Source organism: Streptomyces sp. Q2 (assembly GCF_056820935.1).
Genome location: NZ_JBXEJE010000018.1, coordinates 1 through 13,834, shown reverse-complemented (window position 1 = coordinate 13,834; position 13,834 = coordinate 1). Strand labels below are relative to the sequence as shown.

At 72.9% G+C, this 13,834-nt stretch carries 16 protein-coding genes and 2 pseudogenes; 5 read left to right on the top strand and 13 right to left on the bottom strand.

Annotated elements, in window-relative coordinates:
- Positions 1–2: 2 nt before the first annotated feature.
- The 4 genes from ACWBNA_RS20575 to ACWBNA_RS20560 form a co-directional block, all read right to left on the bottom strand.
- Positions 3–698 (bottom strand): response regulator, encoded by a 696-nt coding sequence (locus tag ACWBNA_RS20575; RefSeq protein ID WP_482705890.1) that lies wholly within the window; start codon positions 696–698, stop codon positions 3–5.
- 72 nt (positions 699–770) lie between these two features.
- Complete coding sequence (locus ACWBNA_RS20570; protein WP_482706048.1) at positions 771–2,789, bottom strand: FtsX-like permease family protein; 2,019 nt, start codon at positions 2,787–2,789, stop codon at positions 771–773.
- A 32-nt stretch (positions 2,790–2,821) separates the two neighbouring features.
- Positions 2,822–3,544 carry an ABC transporter ATP-binding protein gene (locus ACWBNA_RS20565; RefSeq protein WP_482705889.1) on the bottom strand — a complete coding sequence of 241 codons (723 nt, stop codon included), beginning with the start codon at positions 3,542–3,544 and terminating at the stop codon, positions 2,822–2,824.
- A gap of 19 nt (positions 3,545–3,563) precedes the next feature.
- Positions 3,564–3,932 carry a DUF4333 domain-containing protein gene (locus tag ACWBNA_RS20560; protein WP_482705888.1) on the bottom strand — a complete coding sequence of 123 codons (369 nt, stop codon included), beginning with the start codon at positions 3,930–3,932 and terminating at the stop codon, positions 3,564–3,566.
- Between the two features lie 172 nt (positions 3,933–4,104).
- Here ACWBNA_RS20560 and ACWBNA_RS20555 point away from each other — a divergent pair, with 172 nt between their 5' ends.
- Positions 4,105–5,253, top strand: coding sequence for a sensor histidine kinase (locus ACWBNA_RS20555; protein ID WP_482705887.1), 1,149 nt, complete (start codon positions 4,105–4,107; stop codon positions 5,251–5,253).
- 125 nt (positions 5,254–5,378) lie between these two features.
- Here ACWBNA_RS20555 and ACWBNA_RS20550 read toward each other — a convergent pair whose 3' ends face one another.
- The 4 genes from ACWBNA_RS20550 to ACWBNA_RS20535 all read right to left on the bottom strand — a co-directional run bounded on the left by ACWBNA_RS20550 (position 5,379) and on the right by ACWBNA_RS20535 (position 7,516).
- A complete protein-coding gene (locus tag ACWBNA_RS20550) occupies positions 5,379–6,218 on the bottom strand; it encodes an SAM-dependent methyltransferase (RefSeq protein WP_482705886.1) in 840 nt (279 codons plus the stop codon).
- 168 nt (positions 6,219–6,386) lie between these two features.
- The gene (locus ACWBNA_RS20545) at positions 6,387–6,719 is read right to left on the bottom strand and encodes a DUF3140 domain-containing protein (protein ID WP_482705885.1); all 333 of its coding nucleotides are present in this window, start codon (positions 6,717–6,719) and stop codon (positions 6,387–6,389) included.
- A 60-nt stretch (positions 6,720–6,779) separates the two neighbouring features.
- Positions 6,780–7,262, bottom strand: a complete 483-nt coding sequence (locus ACWBNA_RS20540; protein ID WP_482705884.1) for a Dps family protein — start codon at positions 7,260–7,262, stop codon at positions 6,780–6,782.
- A complete protein-coding gene (locus ACWBNA_RS20535) occupies positions 7,259–7,516 on the bottom strand; it encodes a WhiB family transcriptional regulator (protein WP_482705883.1) in 258 nt (85 codons plus the stop codon). Before ACWBNA_RS20535 ends, ACWBNA_RS20540 begins: the two co-directional genes overlap by 4 nt.
- A 165-nt stretch (positions 7,517–7,681) precedes the next feature.
- Here ACWBNA_RS20535 and ACWBNA_RS20530 point away from each other — a divergent pair, with 165 nt between their 5' ends.
- Entirely contained in the window at positions 7,682–8,869 is a 1,188-nt protein-coding gene (locus ACWBNA_RS20530) for a thiolase family protein (protein ID WP_482705882.1), read from the top strand.
- Positions 8,870–8,924: 55 nt separating this feature from the next.
- On the opposite strand, the pseudogene ACWBNA_RS20525 reads toward ACWBNA_RS20530, so the two are convergent.
- A pseudogene (locus ACWBNA_RS20525) lies at positions 8,925–9,482 on the bottom strand (zinc-binding dehydrogenase); the annotation flags it as partial.
- Between the two features lie 185 nt (positions 9,483–9,667).
- On the opposite strand from ACWBNA_RS20525, the gene ACWBNA_RS20520 reads away from it, so the two are divergent.
- Positions 9,668–10,441, top strand: coding sequence for a sulfite exporter TauE/SafE family protein (locus ACWBNA_RS20520; protein WP_482705881.1), 774 nt, complete (start codon positions 9,668–9,670; stop codon positions 10,439–10,441).
- On the opposite strand, the gene ACWBNA_RS20515 is transcribed toward ACWBNA_RS20520, so the two are convergent.
- Positions 10,421–11,242: an HAD-IIA family hydrolase gene (locus ACWBNA_RS20515; protein WP_482705880.1), complete on the bottom strand. Its 822-nt coding sequence runs from the start codon at positions 11,240–11,242 to the stop codon at positions 10,421–10,423. The two genes, ACWBNA_RS20520 and ACWBNA_RS20515, sit on opposite strands and share 21 nt — an antisense overlap.
- A gap of 106 nt (positions 11,243–11,348) precedes the next feature.
- Here ACWBNA_RS20515 and ACWBNA_RS20510 point away from each other — a divergent pair, with 106 nt between their 5' ends.
- Entirely contained in the window at positions 11,349–12,095 is a 747-nt protein-coding gene (locus ACWBNA_RS20510; protein ID WP_482705879.1) for a cobalt-precorrin-6A reductase, read from the top strand.
- On the opposite strand, the gene ACWBNA_RS20505 is transcribed toward ACWBNA_RS20510, so the two are convergent.
- The 3 genes and pseudogenes from ACWBNA_RS20505 to cobF form a co-directional block, all read right to left on the bottom strand.
- On the bottom strand, positions 12,082–12,507 hold the full coding sequence (locus tag ACWBNA_RS20505) for a hypothetical protein (RefSeq protein WP_482705878.1): 426 nt from the start codon (positions 12,505–12,507) through the stop codon (positions 12,082–12,084). The two genes, ACWBNA_RS20510 and ACWBNA_RS20505, sit on opposite strands and share 14 nt — an antisense overlap.
- Before the next feature lie 43 nt (positions 12,508–12,550).
- A pseudogene (locus ACWBNA_RS20500) lies at positions 12,551–12,766 on the bottom strand (hypothetical protein); the annotation flags it as partial.
- Positions 12,762–13,532: a precorrin-6A synthase (deacetylating) gene (gene cobF / locus ACWBNA_RS20495; protein WP_482705877.1), complete on the bottom strand. Its 771-nt coding sequence runs from the start codon at positions 13,530–13,532 to the stop codon at positions 12,762–12,764. The pseudogene ACWBNA_RS20500 and the gene cobF, both read right to left, overlap by 5 nt.
- 104 nt (positions 13,533–13,636) lie before the next feature.
- Between cobF and ACWBNA_RS20490 the strand changes: the two genes are divergently transcribed.
- Positions 13,637–13,834, top strand: a 198-nt coding sequence (locus tag ACWBNA_RS20490; protein WP_482705876.1) for a hypothetical protein, incomplete at its 3' end; no start/stop codon positions are given.

Genomic DNA, 13,834 nt, shown 5'->3' with positions numbered 1-13,834 from the left:
GGTCAGGGGCCCGTCCGCACCTGACCGTTCTGCCACGCCCAGGCCGCGATCTCCACCCGGTTCCGTGCCGCCAGCTTGAGCTGGACGCTGGACAGGTGCGTCTTGACCGTGGAGAGGGAGACGTACAGCTCGGCGGCGATCTCGGCGTTGGTACGGCCGAGGGCGACCAGGCGGACCACGTCGAGTTCGCGGTCGGTGAGGGGTTCGGCGGGGGACGTGCGGCGGGCCGGGGTGTGCGGCTGCGGGGTCTCGGTGACGTGCCGCAGGAGACGGACGGTGACCGACGGGGAGACCAGGGAGTCGCCGGCCGCGGCCGCGCGGACCGCCTCCGCCAGGAGGGTCGGCCCCGAGTCCTTGAGCAGGAACCCGCACGCGCCGCCGCGCAGCGCCCCGTACACGTACTCGTCGAGGTCGAAGGTGGTCACCACGACCACCCGCATCGGGTCGGCCACCTCGGGCCCCGCCAGCATCCGGGTGGCTTCCAGCCCGTCCAGCTTCGGCATCCGGATGTCCAGCAGGCACACGTCGGGCCGCACCGTGCGGGCCAGCGCGACCGCCTCCTCGCCGTCGGCGGCCATGGCGACCACCGTGATGTCGGGCTGCGCGTCCAGGAAGAAGCGGAAGCCGGTACGGACCATCTCCTGGTCGTCGGCGATGAGCACCCGGATGGGGGCGCCGGGCGGGGTGGGGCTCGTCATGGCTCGATCATGCCTCAGGGGTGAGTGGGAGAACGGCCCGCCGGCAGGTGCGGCGGGCCCTCCCCGTGTTCATCAGTCCGCGGTCTGGGCCGGATCGGCCGTCACCTTCCGCAGCAGCGGTGTGCTGCCGGCGATGGCGGCGAACATCGCCAGCGCGCCGATGACCACACAGGCGGCCAGCTGCAGGGCGCCGGTGGCGTTGATCGTGAGGTCGGCCGCCTTGTTGAGCTTGTAGGAGCCGTACACGCCCGTCGCGGTGGTGCCACCGGCCAGGACGACCAGGGGGAGGACCGTCTCGCGCACCCGGGCCCGGTTCAGCACCCGCAGCGGCGTGCCGGCCAGCCGCAACAGGATGTACACGCGCCGCCGGTCCAGGACGTTCGCCGCCGCGGTCAGGCCGGCCGAGGCGGTCGCCACGGCGAAGCTCAGGGCCAGGGTGGCGGTACTGACGGCGGACAGGCGGTCGATGGCCGTGCGGTCGTACGCCGCCGCGTAGTCCTCGGTGTACGGGGGCGTGCCCGTCGCGACGGGGGTGAGAGCGGTGACGGCGGCGTCGATCCGTTCCGTACCGCCCGGGACACGGGCGATCACCCCCGGGCCGCCGCCCAGCAGGTTCTCGAAGTCGTCGATGCCGCCGGTGGTGACGGTCGCGGTGATGCCCGCGCGGTCGAGCAGTGTGCGGGCCTCGGTGGCGGTGTGCCGGGCCGCGGCGGCGTTCGGGCTGGTCACGGCGACCTGGTCCCGGTAGTCCTGGCCGGACAGGCCACCCAGCTGGCTCACGGAGAAGAACCCGGCCACGAACCCGGCGAGCACCAGGCCGCTGACCGTGCGCCAGGCGCCGCGCGGGTCGTCACTGAGCCGCCGCGCGGCCAGCAGGGTCGCAGGCCGGCGGGCGAAGCGGCCCGCGATCCGGCCCAGCCGGTCCACCACCCACGGCCCGAACAGCCAGAAGGTGCCGTAGAACAGCCCCAGCAGGACGAGCGCCTGCCGGGACGACGTCTCACCGCCGCTCGCGGACTGCCAGATGTAGATCAGGGCAGCGGCGAACAGGGCCAGCCGGATCCAGCGGGTGCGGCGCGGATTCGCCTCCTGGGCGACGCCCAGCGGCGCGGTCGCCACCTGGCGCAGCATCGACACCGCGCTGACGGTGAGGAGCCCGGTCACGCCGGCCACCACGGCCGCGCACCGCGGCAGACCCACCCACAGCTGACCGGTGTACCAGCCGCCGACGCCGTAGGGCACTTCGGCCAGGACCGGCAGCAGTGCCCCGTACGCGAGCGCGCCCGCCAGGGCTCCGGCCGCGCCGACGGCCGCCGCCTCGACCGCGGTCATCGTGAGGATCTGCCGGGGTGTGGCCCCCGCCAGGCGCAGCGCTGCCAGCTGTTGCTCGCGCCGGGCCGCTCCGAGCCGCCCGGCCGCCGAGGACAGCACGATCACGGGCATCGCCAGCAGCACCAGGCCCAGCAGCACCGCACCCTTGTCCGAGCTGGTGACCAGAAGCTTCTGCGTACCGGAGAACCCGGAGATCTCGGCACGCGCGCCCTGGCCGTCGGCGAACCACAGGGTGCCGCCCTTGGCCGCCTCGGATACCGCCGGATCGCCCGGCGCCCGGCCCACCACGGCGACCAGCTCGTCGGGCGAGGCGAGACCGGCGGCGCCGATCGTGCCGTACGACTTCACCTTCGGGAGGCGGTCGGCCAGTTGGTTCGCGGGGAGTCTGCGCATCAGCTCTGCCAGGGCGGGGGAGAGGTACACCTCGCCCGTTTCGGGGAAGGCGTCCAGGCCGGGTGGGGCGGGGGTGGTTCCGCGGCCGGGCAGGTGGGCCAGCGAGACGACGGTCACGGGTTCGTGGCGGACGTACGTCGTGGCGAGTGCCTCGACGGCGGTGGCCCGCTTCGCCGGTACGGCGGCGGGTGTACGCCATGTCGTGCGGTCGGCGCGGTCGCCGGCGCCGACGGTGGCGGCGACCATCACCAGCATGACGAACGCGCCGACGGCGGCGGCCCCGGCCGCCAGCAGCCGGCTCTGCAGGCCGCGACGGCCGGCGGACCGGGCCAGATGCCAGGTCAGGGGCAGGACGGGGGAACGCATCGGCATCTCCGGAGGTTCTCGGCGCGAGGGGATCAGGCGGCCGTGTACTGGCTGTGGTTGCTGATCCGGCCGTCCCGGACCTGGAGAACGCGGTCGCAGTGGGCGGCGACGTCCGCGTCGTGCGTGACCATGACCAGGGCGGCGCCCTGGTCGCGGGTGACCGAGGTCAGCAGCCGGACGACCTCGGTGCTGGTCGTCTGGTCCAGCGCGCCGGTCGGTTCGTCCGCGAAGACCACGTCCGGTCGGACGACCAGGGCGCGGGCGATCGCCACCCGCTGGGCCTGGCCGCCGGACAGCTGGCCGGGCCGGCGCCTCTCCAGCCCGTCGAGACCGAGCGGGGCGAACCACCGGCGGGCCTGTTCGACGGCCCGCGCGCGGGGCGTGCCCTCCAGCATCAGCGGCAGGGCCACGTTCTCCTCGGCGGGCAGCTCCGGCAGCAGCTGGCCGAACTGGAAGACGAACCCGAAGCGCTTGCGGCGCAGGGCGCTGAGCCGGTTCTCGCCCAGCGTGTCGATCCGCCCCCAGCCTTCGGCCGGGGGAACCCCCGTCTCGCTTCGCTCGCCGCGCAACAGCACCTGGCCGCCGTCCGGGCGGATGATCCCGGCCAGGACGTGCAGCAGGGTGGACTTGCCGGAACCCGACGGGCCCATGATCGCCAGCGAGTCGCGCTCGCCGACCTCGACGTCCACGCCGGACAGGGCGGTGGTCGAGCCGTACTTCTTCACCAGGCCGTGACCGGCCAGAACGATGCTCATGATGTGGCGTGGCCCTCTGCTAGCGCTCGAACTTCCAGGTGACGGAATCGGCCGTGGCCTTGACGACGGTGACCGGGATGTCGACGGTCTTCCCGTCATCCTTCTTGCCGGTGCAGGTGACGGTCGCCCCGACGACGGCCTTGAGGCCGGTGGGGCAGCTGACGCCGGAGACCTTCGCCCCGACCCAGGGGAGCGGGTGGTACTTGCTCTCGGTGCGGCCCGCGACGATGTCGGCGGCCAGCGCCCTGTGACCGCCGACCGAGTCCGTGGACCGTCTGTCGAGGCCGGTGGTCGACTCGGTTCCGGACAGCAGATGGGTGCCGACACCGAAGACGGCGGCGACGGCGGCCGCACCGCCGACGGCACCGACGAGGAACTTGCGCTGCATCACGTACTCCTGATGACTTCGACGGCTGTGGCCGAGGCGACCACGGGATAGTGGCTCCACCCTCGCCCGCGCGTCCGGGCGCGCGCCTCGGCCATAAGGTCAGGGTTCGGGCGACGCCGTCTCGGCCGTTCGGCCGATCCCGCCGCCGTCGGTGCCGCATACGGTGAGCAGCATGAAGTCCGTTTCTCCCCGGGGCCTGGCCCGGGGTTTCGGTGTGGGCGCCCTCGTCAGTGCGGCGGCCGTGGACCTGGCCTACTCGACCGGCCAGGACGTCGGCCCCTGGCTGGTCGCGGCCGTCCTGCTGGTCGGTGGCGCCGCCGTGCTGTGGCCCGTCGACCGGCGCCCCGCATGGCTGACCCCGCAGGTGCGCACCGCCGTGCCCGCCGTGGTCTCCGGCCTCTACACGGTCGCGTCGGTGCCGTACCCGGGGGCCCTGTTCGGCCCGGGCGAGCTGACGATCCTGCTGTGCCTGCTGTTCATCGCGGTACGGCACTGTCCGCGCCGCTCGGTCGTGGTGTGCGGCGTGCTCGTCGGCGGTGCCGTCCTGGCGCTGCCGGTGCGAGCCCTGCGCAGCACGCCGGGCACCATGCAGGGCTTCATGCTGGTGGGGCTGGTCCTGATCGGCCTCACCGCCGGGTTCGCCGCCCATCTGCGTTCCATGGACTACCGCCGGACCGTTGCCGTCAGCGAGACCCGCCGCTCGGAACGCCTCGCCATCGCGGCCGACCTGCACGACTTCGTCGCCCACCATGTCACCGGGATCCTCGTCCAGACCCAGGTGGCCCGCATGATGGCGGATGCCCGTCAGGACGACCTCGACCCGGTTCTCGCGGGCATAGAGCGCGCCGCGACCGAGGCGCTGGCGTCCATGCGCCGCACGGTCGGCGTGCTGCGTGACACCGGCACCGAACCGGCCGACCGCCGGCCGGTGGGCGACCTCGCGGGCATCGCCGGTCTCACCGACGGCTTCGCCGGTCCCTTCCAGCAGGTCACCCTGGTGTGCGACCCCACCGTCCGCGACGACCTCCCGCACGAGGTGCAGGCGGCCGCCTTCCGCGTCGTCCAGGAGTCACTGACCAACGTACGACGCCACGCGGGCGACGCCACGCAGATCACCGTCCGGCTGCGCCACGAGGGGCGCCGCCTCGAGGTCTCGGTCACGGACGACGGCCGCGGCGGCAGCCGGCTCCCGGACGCCGCGCACGGCGGCGGCTTCGGCCTCGTCGGGCTGAAGGAGCGGGTGACGGCGCTGGGCGGCGACCTGCACGCGGGCCCGCGCGGCGGGCTCGGCTGGGAGGTGCGGGCGGCGTTTCCCACGTGAACGCGAAGAAGATCAGCCGACGCGGCTGTGGAGCCTCGCGGATGCGGAGCCCAGGGCGGTCAGGGTCCGGACCTGGGGCCAGGGCCCGTGTCGCTGTACCGGGTGCCAGGCCTTGGTCCCGGGTGTCAGGGCTTGAGTCCGACAGCCCCGTACAGCGACACGGGCCCTTCCCCGTCGGGCCTCTCGCCTGTCGCGGCGAGCTCCGGATGCCAGTCGGCGACCGACACGATCCCCGGCTCCAGCACCTCGAGTTCTTTGAAGAAGCCGCCCATTTCGGCCTGCGACCGGGCCACCAGCGTCACTCCGCCCGCGGCATACGCGGCGATGCCCCGCCGTACGTTCTCCGGTTCGAAGTCCGCCGTCATCGCCGACAGCACCAGGCAGCTGCCCGGGGCGAGGGCCTCGACCAGGCTGTCCACCAGCTCGTACGCGCCGTCCTCGTCCGCGACGAAGTGCAGCAGGGCGATCAGGGACAGGGCGATGGGCCGGTCGAAGTCGAGGACCCGGCGGGCCTGTTCGAGAATGCTCCGCGGATCGCGCGCGTCCGCCTGGAGGTACTCCGTCACGCCCTCGGGCGTCCCGCGGAGCAGTGCCTCGGCGTGGGCCAGGACGATCGGGTCGTTGTCGACGTAGACGACCCGGGCGTCCGGGGCGACGGACTGGGCGATCTGGTGGAGGTTGGGCTCGGTGGGTATGCCGGTGCCGATGTCGAGGAACTGGCGGATTCCCGACTCCCGGGCGAGCCGGCGCGTGGCCCGCTGCATGAACCGGCGGTTGGCGCGCGCCGCTCGCGGGGCTCCGGTGTCGATCGACGTGATCCGCCGCCCGAGTTCCTCGTCGACCGGGTAGTTGTCCTTGCCGCCGAGGAACCAGTCGTAGACCCGGGCCGGATGCGGTCTGGTGGTGTCGATCCGGTTCGTGCCGGTCCGGTTCGCGTCGGTCCGCTGGACGGCCGGCTCGGTCACGCTGTGCTCCTCTGCTCGACAAGGCCCGGGAGATCTCGGCGGGCTGTTCGAGCAGTCTGGCACGATCATGAGGCGTGGCAGAGGCGGTCTTCGGCCACCTGTTCGGCCAGGCGCCGCCGCGTCAACGCGGCGGCGGGCAAGGCCGGTTCGGTGTGGCGGACCGTCCGGTCACGGCCTGAGCGGGTCGTGGCCGATCGTCATCAGGCGCTGCCGGCGGGCCGTGTCCTCGGCCGCGGGCTCGTTGTCCAGGTCCGTCTCGTCGGTGACGGTGTCGACGACCTCGTACATCACGCTGATGTCGTCGTCGGTGAGATCCGTGCGCCGTTTCTGCAGGATCGCGAGGACGTGCTGCCCCGTGGGTGTGCCCGCGTGCTCCGGCAGCGGTTCCGCGTTCTCGTCCGCGTCGCTGACCCGCAGCCACGCGGCCAGTTCCTGCGAGGTCATGTTCACCACGCGGTGGAAGTCCTCCCACAGCGCGTCGAGTTCGAGGGCGTCGGTCATCAGGTGCCCCTTCGTACAGGTGCGTTCGGGTACCGGTCGGCCAGGTGCGTTCGGGGCCGGTCAGCCTTCCTTCGGCCAGTTCTCCGCGTCGAACATCCAGCGCTGCTTCTCCAGCTCGGCGGTGACCGTGATCAGCAGGTCCTGGGTGACCGGATCGGCCTTCTCGGTCGCCTCGATGCGCTCGCGCAGCCGTCCGATGGCCGTCTCCAGGGACTCGACCATCACCTCGACGACCTCCGAGTCACGGACCCAGCCGTCCTTCGGGCCGGGCAGCGTGAACGCGGACGCGATCGTCTCCGGCCGGCCGTCGGGCGGCAGGCCGAGCGCCGAGGCGCGCTCCGCGACGGTGTCGGCGAACTCGCGGGCGGCAGTGACCACTTCGTCGAGCTGGAGGTGGATCGACCGGAACCGCGGGCCGACCACGTTCCAGTGCGCCTGCTTTCCGATGAGGGAGAGCCCGAGAAGATCCACCAGCGTGCTCTGCAGTGCGTCCCCGGCGACCTGACGGGCGGATTCGGGAATCGTGCTCTTCACGACAGTCATACGGTGCTTCTCCTTGCGGCGTCGTCTCTGGTCGTACGGAGCAGTGCGTCGCGCTCCTCCTCGCAGGTTCCGCCCCACACGCCCGAGGTCCGCCCGTCGTCCAACGCGAACGTCAGACACTGGACGGTCACCGGGCAGCGGGCACACACGCATTTGGCGGCCGCGATGTCCCGCAGCGCCGGTCCGGACGTGCCCACGGGAAAGAACAACTCGGGGTCCTCGCCCACGCAGGCCGCACTGCGCAACCACTCCATGGCGGCGCGGGTGCCCCGCGTGAACCAGTGCAAACACCGCGAACAAGGCCGCCGCACCGCCCGTACCGGGCATCTTCCCCAGGTATCCCGCCGGGTCTATAGTCAAAAACTAGCAGCGATAATTAATCAGGTCCGATGCCGAAGACGTCGTCCAGGAGCCCCCTCGTGCGTCCCGTCCACTTCGCGGCCGCTCGCCGCACCCCCATCGGCAGGCTGCGCGGCGCCCTGTCCGCCGTACGCCCCGACGACCTCGCCGCGACCGTGATCCGCGCCCTCGTCGCCGACGTCCCCGCGCTCGACCCCGCGCGCATCGACGACGTCTACTGGGGCGCCGCCAACCAGGCCGGCGAGGACAACCGCAATGTCGCCCGCATGGCCGCCCTGCTCGCGGGCCTGCCCGAGACCGTGCCCGGCGCCACGGTCAACCGGCTGTGCGCCTCCGGCCTCGAAGCCGTCACCACCGCGGCTCGCACCATCGCCGCCGGGGAGGCCGACATCGTGCTGGCCGGCGGCTCGGAGTCGATGAGCCGCGCCCCCTTCGTCCTGCCTCGCCCCGACGAGGCCCTGCCGCACCGGATCGAGACCGTCGACACCCGGCTCGGCTGGCGCCTGGTCAACCCGGCGATGCAGGACCTCCACGGCCTGCTCTCCATGGGCGAGACCGCGGAGGAGGTCGCCGGACGGTACGGCGTGACCCGCGAGCGGCAGGACGCGTTCGCGCTGCGCAGCCACCGGCGGGCCGCGGACGCCCGTAAGAACGGCCACTTCGACGACGAGCTGTTGCCGGTCAAGCGCCCCGACGGAGTCGTCGTCGACACCGACGAGTGCATCCGCGAGGACACCTCACCGGAGAAGCTGGCGCGGCTCAAGCCCGTCTTCCGGGAGGGCGGCACGGTCACCGCGGGCAACGCCTCGCCGATGAACGACGGCGCCGCCGGACTGCTCCTGGTGAGCGAGGAGGCCCTGAACGAACTCGGCCTGGAGTCGCTCGGCCGCTACGTCGCCGGCGCCTCGGCCGGAGTCCACCCCGACGTGATGGGCATCGGACCGGTCCCCGCCACCCGCAAGGTGCTGGCCCGCGCCGACTGGAGCGTCGCCGACCTGGAGGAGGCCGAGTTCAACGAGGCGTTCGCCGCGCAGGCCCTGGCCTGCGTCGACCAGCTCGGCATCGACCCCGACCTGGTCAACCCCAGCGGCGGCGCGATCGCCCTCGGCCACCCCCTTGGCTGCTCGGGCGCCCGCATCCTCACGACACTGCTGCACCGGATGCGGCGAACGGGGGCGGCGCGAGGGCTGGCGACGATGTGCGTGGGCGTGGGTCAGGGCAGTGCGGTGCTGGTGGAGCGGCACTAGGGAGGTGCCTCAACGAGCTCGCGGGAGGGTGAGCCGTATCTCTCGCGGGCTCTCCCTACGGACGCAGGAGCAACTTGCCGCGCGCACGGCCGGACTCGCTGCGCTCGTGCGCTTCGGCGGCGTCGGCGAGCGGGAAGCTCCGGTCGACGCGCACGCGCAGCCGGCCGTCGGCGGCGAGGCGGGCGTACTCGGTGAGCTCCGGCCCGAACCGTCGGCTGTCGCCGGAGAAGGTGATGCCGAGTTCGAAGGCCCGGGGGTCGGAGATGGTGACGATGCGGTCGGTGGTGCCGCCGCGCAGCTCAACGGAGACATCCAGCGCGTCGACGCCCGCGACGTCGTAGACGGCGTCGACGCCCTGCGGGACGGTGGCGCGGACCCGGTCGGCGAGGCCCTCGCCGTACACCGCCGGGATCGCGCCGAGAGAGCGCAGGTAGTCGTGGTTGGCCTCGGACGCCGTACCGATCACGGTGGCACCGCGGGCCACGGCGAGCTGGACGCCGCCGGAGCCGACCACGCTCGCGGCCCCGTGGATCAGCACCGTCTCGCCCGGGCCCACCGCGAGCTCACCCAGTGCACGGTCGGAGGTCTCCACGGCGACGGGCAGCGAGGCGGCCGTCTCGCATGGGGCGCCACAGAGCCTGAGCGGTCGGCGGTGGCCGACGGCGGACTGTCGGCCACTCCAAGGCTGACCCCCCACCGGCACGTGGCCGCCGCCGCTGGACGCCTCCGGCAACACCGGCCACCTGGCGAGACGCTCCTTACGCCCACCGGTTACCTGCACATAGCATCGGTGTTCGCATGAACACCATGAGCCTCTGGCACATCACCGGCTGGGAATTCGCCGCCCTCGCCTGCGCCGCCCTGCTCGTCGGCTTCTCGAAGACCGCCGTGAGCGGGGCCAACACGGTCAGCCTGGCGATCTTCGCCGCGGTCCTGCCCGCCCGTGCCTCCACCGGCGTGCTGCTGCCGATCCTGATCGCCGGGGACGTGCTCGCCGTGCTCACCTACCGGCGGCACGCCCACTGGCCCACGCTGTGGCGGCTGTTCCCGGCGGTCGCGGTCGGTGTGGTGGCCGGCACGCTGTTCCTCGTGTGGGCGGACGACGGGATCGTACGGACGTCGATCGGGGCGATCCTGCTGCTGATGGCCGGGGTGACGGTGTGGCGCCGCCGCACGGCCGACGCCGAGGAGGAACCGGACTCGGTCGCGTCCCGGTCCGGCCGCGTCAAGGCCCGCTCGTACGGTGTCCTCGGCGGATTCACCACCATGGTCGCCAACGCGGGCGGCCCGGTGATGTCGATGTACCTGCTCTCCGCCGGCTTCCGCAAGCTCGGCTTCCTCGGCACGTCCGCCTTCTTCTTCCTGATCGTCAACGTGTCCAAGGTGCCCTTCAGCGCCGGGCTGGGCCTGATCGACGGCAGCTCGCTGCTCCTTGACGCCGCGCTCGTGGTGTTCGTCGTGCCCGGCGCGTTCATCGGCAAATGGGCTGTGAACAGGATCAACCAGAGATTGTTCGAACAACTGGTGATCGGGGCGACGGTCCTGGGCGGCCTACAGCTGCTGCTCCGCTAGCCCCAGCAGGGCGGGCAGGTCCGCGAAGGACTCGATCACGTGATCGGGCGTGCCGCTCGCCGCCTCATGGGTCTCCGGGAGGTACTTGCCGGTCTTCACCAGCACCCCGGTGACACCGGCGCGCTGCGCCGCCAGGACGTCCGACTCGATGTCGTCGCCGACCATCACCGCGTCCCGCGCACCGACTCCGAGGTGTGCCAGCGCCGCCGTGAAGAACGCCGCCGACGGCTTGCCCGTGACCACGGCCTCGACCCGCGCCGCCTTCTCCAGGCCGACCAGGAAGGCACCGGAGTCGAGCCGCAGCCCGGCGTCGGTACTCCAGTACAGATTGCGGTGCATCGCCACCAGCCGGGCACCGCGCTGCAGGTGGCCGAAGGCCCGGTCGAGCGCCGCGTAGGCGAACTCGGGGCCGGCCCCGCCGACGACCACGACATCGGGAACGGCGCCGCCGTCGCCCTCGCCCGCCTCCTCGCCCGCGTCGAGAACGGTGACCCCTTCCAGATCCTCCCGGATGTCACCGCTGTTGAGCAGGACACACCGCGCACCGGCCCACTGCTCGGCGAGATACGCGGCTGTCACGGCCGGCGCGGTCAGGATGTCACCGGCGGCCACCTCGAACCCCGCGTCCGCCAGCGTCGCGGCGATCGACGACCGCGTCCGGGACGTGGTGTTGGTGACGAGGGCCACCGCGAGGCCGGCGTCCCGGATCTCCCGCAACGCCTCGACCGCCCCCGGCAGCGGCTGCCACGACACGGTGAGGACCCCGTCGATGTCGATCAGGACGGCACGCACGGATTCCATGTCCGGACGATAGTCATCCGGAGCGCGGGTGGCCTGCCACCCGCGCCGGGCAGTCGGCCTGTACCCGGCGTTCTGTCCTCCGTCCGGCCCTCGTAGGCTCGACGCCATGCCCTCGCACGTCCTCATCCTCGGCGGCACCGCCGAGGCCCGGGAGCTGGCCGCCCAGCTCGCGGCCCGCCGCGGTCTCCGTGTCACCACCTCGCTCGCCGGACGCGTGGCCCGGCCGGGTGTGATCGCCGGAGACGTACGGATCGGCGGCTTCGGCGGGGCGGACGGACTCGCCGACTGGCTGCGGGAGCGGCGCGTGGACGCGCTCGTCGACGCCACGCATCCCTTCGCCGCCAAGATCACCGCGAACGCGGCGGCGGCCGCGGCGGCGACCGGGGTCGCGGCGGTGGTCCTGCGCCGTCCGGCCTGGCGGCCCGGGCCCGGGGACCGCTGGCACCCGGTCGCGTCGTTGAGCGCGGCCGCGGATCTGCTGCCACGGCTCGGCCGACGGGTGTTCCTGACCACCGGACGCCTGGGCCTCGCCGCCTTCGCGCAGCTGACGGACCTGCACTTCGTCGTACGGTCCGTGGAACTGCCCGAGCCGCCGATGCCGCCGCACACCGAAGTCCTCCTGGCCCGCGGCCCGTTCACCGTCGCCGACGAGTCCACGCTGCTGTACGACCACTGCATCGACGTACTGGTGACCAAGGACAGCGGCGGAGAGGCGACGGCCGCCAAGCTGACGGCCGCGCGGGAACTGGCGCTGCCCGTCGTGGTCGTAGGACGCCCGCCGTTGCCGCAGGGCGTGGCGGCGGTGCCCGATGTGGCGGCGGTCCTGGAGTGGCTCGGCCTCAGTCCGCGGTGACGACGGAGGCGCGGAGGCGGTCGACGGCGCGCAGCACCTCGTCGCGGTTCCCGGCGCTCTTGATCCAGGCGGGCAGGCGGGCGACGTAGGTCATCTTCCGGCCGTGCTCGTACCAGGGCGCCCGCTCTCGCAGCGTCGCGGCCACGAACCGCCGGAGCAGGTCCAGGTGTTCGAGGTTGTACGCCCAGATCTCGCCGTGCCTGGTCTCGGTCCGCAGCCACAGGGCCGGGCGGGCACACCGGTCCGTGGCCTTGCACAGGCCGCAGGACCGGCAGACCAGACGGGACGGGGCCTGCGTACGGCGCTCGAAGTGGGCGATCCGGTCACAGCGCGGGCAGCGGACCAGCACCGATGTGGCGAACGTGGCTGCCGTGCTGCCGGGATCGTGGAAGCGGACGGGCGCGGGGGACATGCCGCGAGTATGGCAACCACCCCTCCCGGCCCGCCCCCGCTTTTCAGACGGTGCTCGCGGCCGGCTCCTTCGGATGCTGCGGCAACCCGCGGCTCAGGTCCTCCACCAGCAGCCGCTTCGCGATCGAGTCGACCGCGGCCCGCAGGTCCGCCCCCGACGGCCGCCCGATGTCCTGCTCCACCCGGTCCTCCAGCCACGCGGCCCAGGCCGCGCTGAGGTCCCGGGCCCGCACGAGTGCCCGGGACGCCCTTGCCTCACTCCCGCCGATTGCGGCGCAGCAGATACGTGTCCATGATCCAGCCCTTGCGCTCGCGGGCCTGTGCGCGCAGCCGCTCGATCCGGGGGGCGGCCTCCGCGATCGGGCCGGCGGCGAGGATCTCGTCCGGCGTGCCGATGTAGGCACCCCAGTAGATGTCGATGTCCTGGTCGGCGTACTGCCGGAACGTCTGGTGGGCGTCGAGCATCACGACCACGTCGTCCACGCCCTCGGGGAAGCCCTCGGCGAGCCGCCGGCCGGTCGTGATCTGGACGGGACGGGCGACCCGGTTCAGGCCGGTCCGGTGCCGCGCGACGAGCGCCGAGACACTGCTGATCCCCGGCACGACGTCGTACTCGAAGGAGATCGCCCCCTGCTCGAGGATCTCGTCCAGGATCCCGATCGTGCTGTCGTACAGCGCGGGATCTCCCCAGACGAGGAACGCGCCGCTCTCGTCCTCGCCCAGCTCCTCGGCGATCAGCCCTGCGTAGATCTCCGCGCGGGCGCTGCGCCAGTCCCCGACGGCGGGGGAGTACGCAGACCCGCCGGCCGTCCGGTCCCGCTCCGGGTCGCGCGCCTCGACGACCCGGTACGTCCCCTCGGGTACGTGCGTGTCGAGCATGTCCCGGCGGAGCTGCACCAGGTCGTTCTTCACCTCGCCCTTGTCCAGGACGAAGAACACGTCCGTGCTCCGCAGTGCCCTGACCGCCTGCAGGGTCAGCTGCTCGGGGTCGCCCGCGCCGATACCGATGACATGAATCTTTCGCACGCCCCGAGTCTGCCGCACGCCACTGACAACGCGTGCACCGCGTCCACGGGTGCCCGCGGCGTCTGCCGCCTGGGCGGCGGCCGGTGCCGGTGCGGTCGGATCGCGTGTGCATCGGCGAGGTCGGATCGAGCCGTGCGTCGGCGACCGAGCGGGCCTGGGGCACCGCTCCCCACCCGCGACGCCTCTCGACCGGAACGGGTGCGCACCGGCCGCCCGGCGGCACTCGTGGGCGCGGCTGCCGCCGGGCGGCCGGTCTGCGGCGCGCCGAGCGGACCCGCGCCGACGGTGACACCGGCGCCGCA

Excerpts from the sequence above, each read along its gene's own strand:
- ACWBNA_RS20560 (WP_482705888.1), bottom strand. The coding sequence starts at position 3,932 with ATGCAGCGCAAGTTCCTCGTCGGTGCCGTCGGCGGTGCGGCCGCCGTC.
- ACWBNA_RS20510 (WP_482705879.1), top strand. The coding sequence starts at position 11,349 with ATGCCCTCGCACGTCCTCATCCTCGGCGGCACCGCCGAGGCCCGGGAG.
- ACWBNA_RS20570 (WP_482706048.1), bottom strand. The coding sequence starts at position 2,789 with ATGCGTTCCCCCGTCCTGCCCCTGACCTGGCATCTGGCCCGGTCCGCC.
- ACWBNA_RS20575 (WP_482705890.1), bottom strand. The coding sequence starts at position 698 with ATGACGAGCCCCACCCCGCCCGGCGCCCCCATCCGGGTGCTCATCGCC.
- ACWBNA_RS20505 (WP_482705878.1), bottom strand. The coding sequence starts at position 12,507 with ATGTCCCCCGCGCCCGTCCGCTTCCACGATCCCGGCAGCACGGCAGCC.
- ACWBNA_RS20545 (WP_482705885.1), bottom strand. The coding sequence starts at position 6,719 with ATGACCGACGCCCTCGAACTCGACGCGCTGTGGGAGGACTTCCACCGC.
- ACWBNA_RS20555 (WP_482705887.1), top strand. The coding sequence starts at position 4,105 with ATGAAGTCCGTTTCTCCCCGGGGCCTGGCCCGGGGTTTCGGTGTGGGC.
- ACWBNA_RS20515 (WP_482705880.1), bottom strand. The coding sequence starts at position 11,242 with ATGGAATCCGTGCGTGCCGTCCTGATCGACATCGACGGGGTCCTCACC.
- ACWBNA_RS20520 (WP_482705881.1), top strand. The coding sequence starts at position 9,668 with ATGAACACCATGAGCCTCTGGCACATCACCGGCTGGGAATTCGCCGCC.
- ACWBNA_RS20565 (WP_482705889.1), bottom strand. The coding sequence starts at position 3,544 with ATGAGCATCGTTCTGGCCGGTCACGGCCTGGTGAAGAAGTACGGCTCG.
- ACWBNA_RS20535 (WP_482705883.1), bottom strand. The coding sequence starts at position 7,516 with ATGGAGTGGTTGCGCAGTGCGGCCTGCGTGGGCGAGGACCCCGAGTTG.
- ACWBNA_RS20540 (WP_482705884.1), bottom strand. The coding sequence starts at position 7,262 with ATGACTGTCGTGAAGAGCACGATTCCCGAATCCGCCCGTCAGGTCGCC.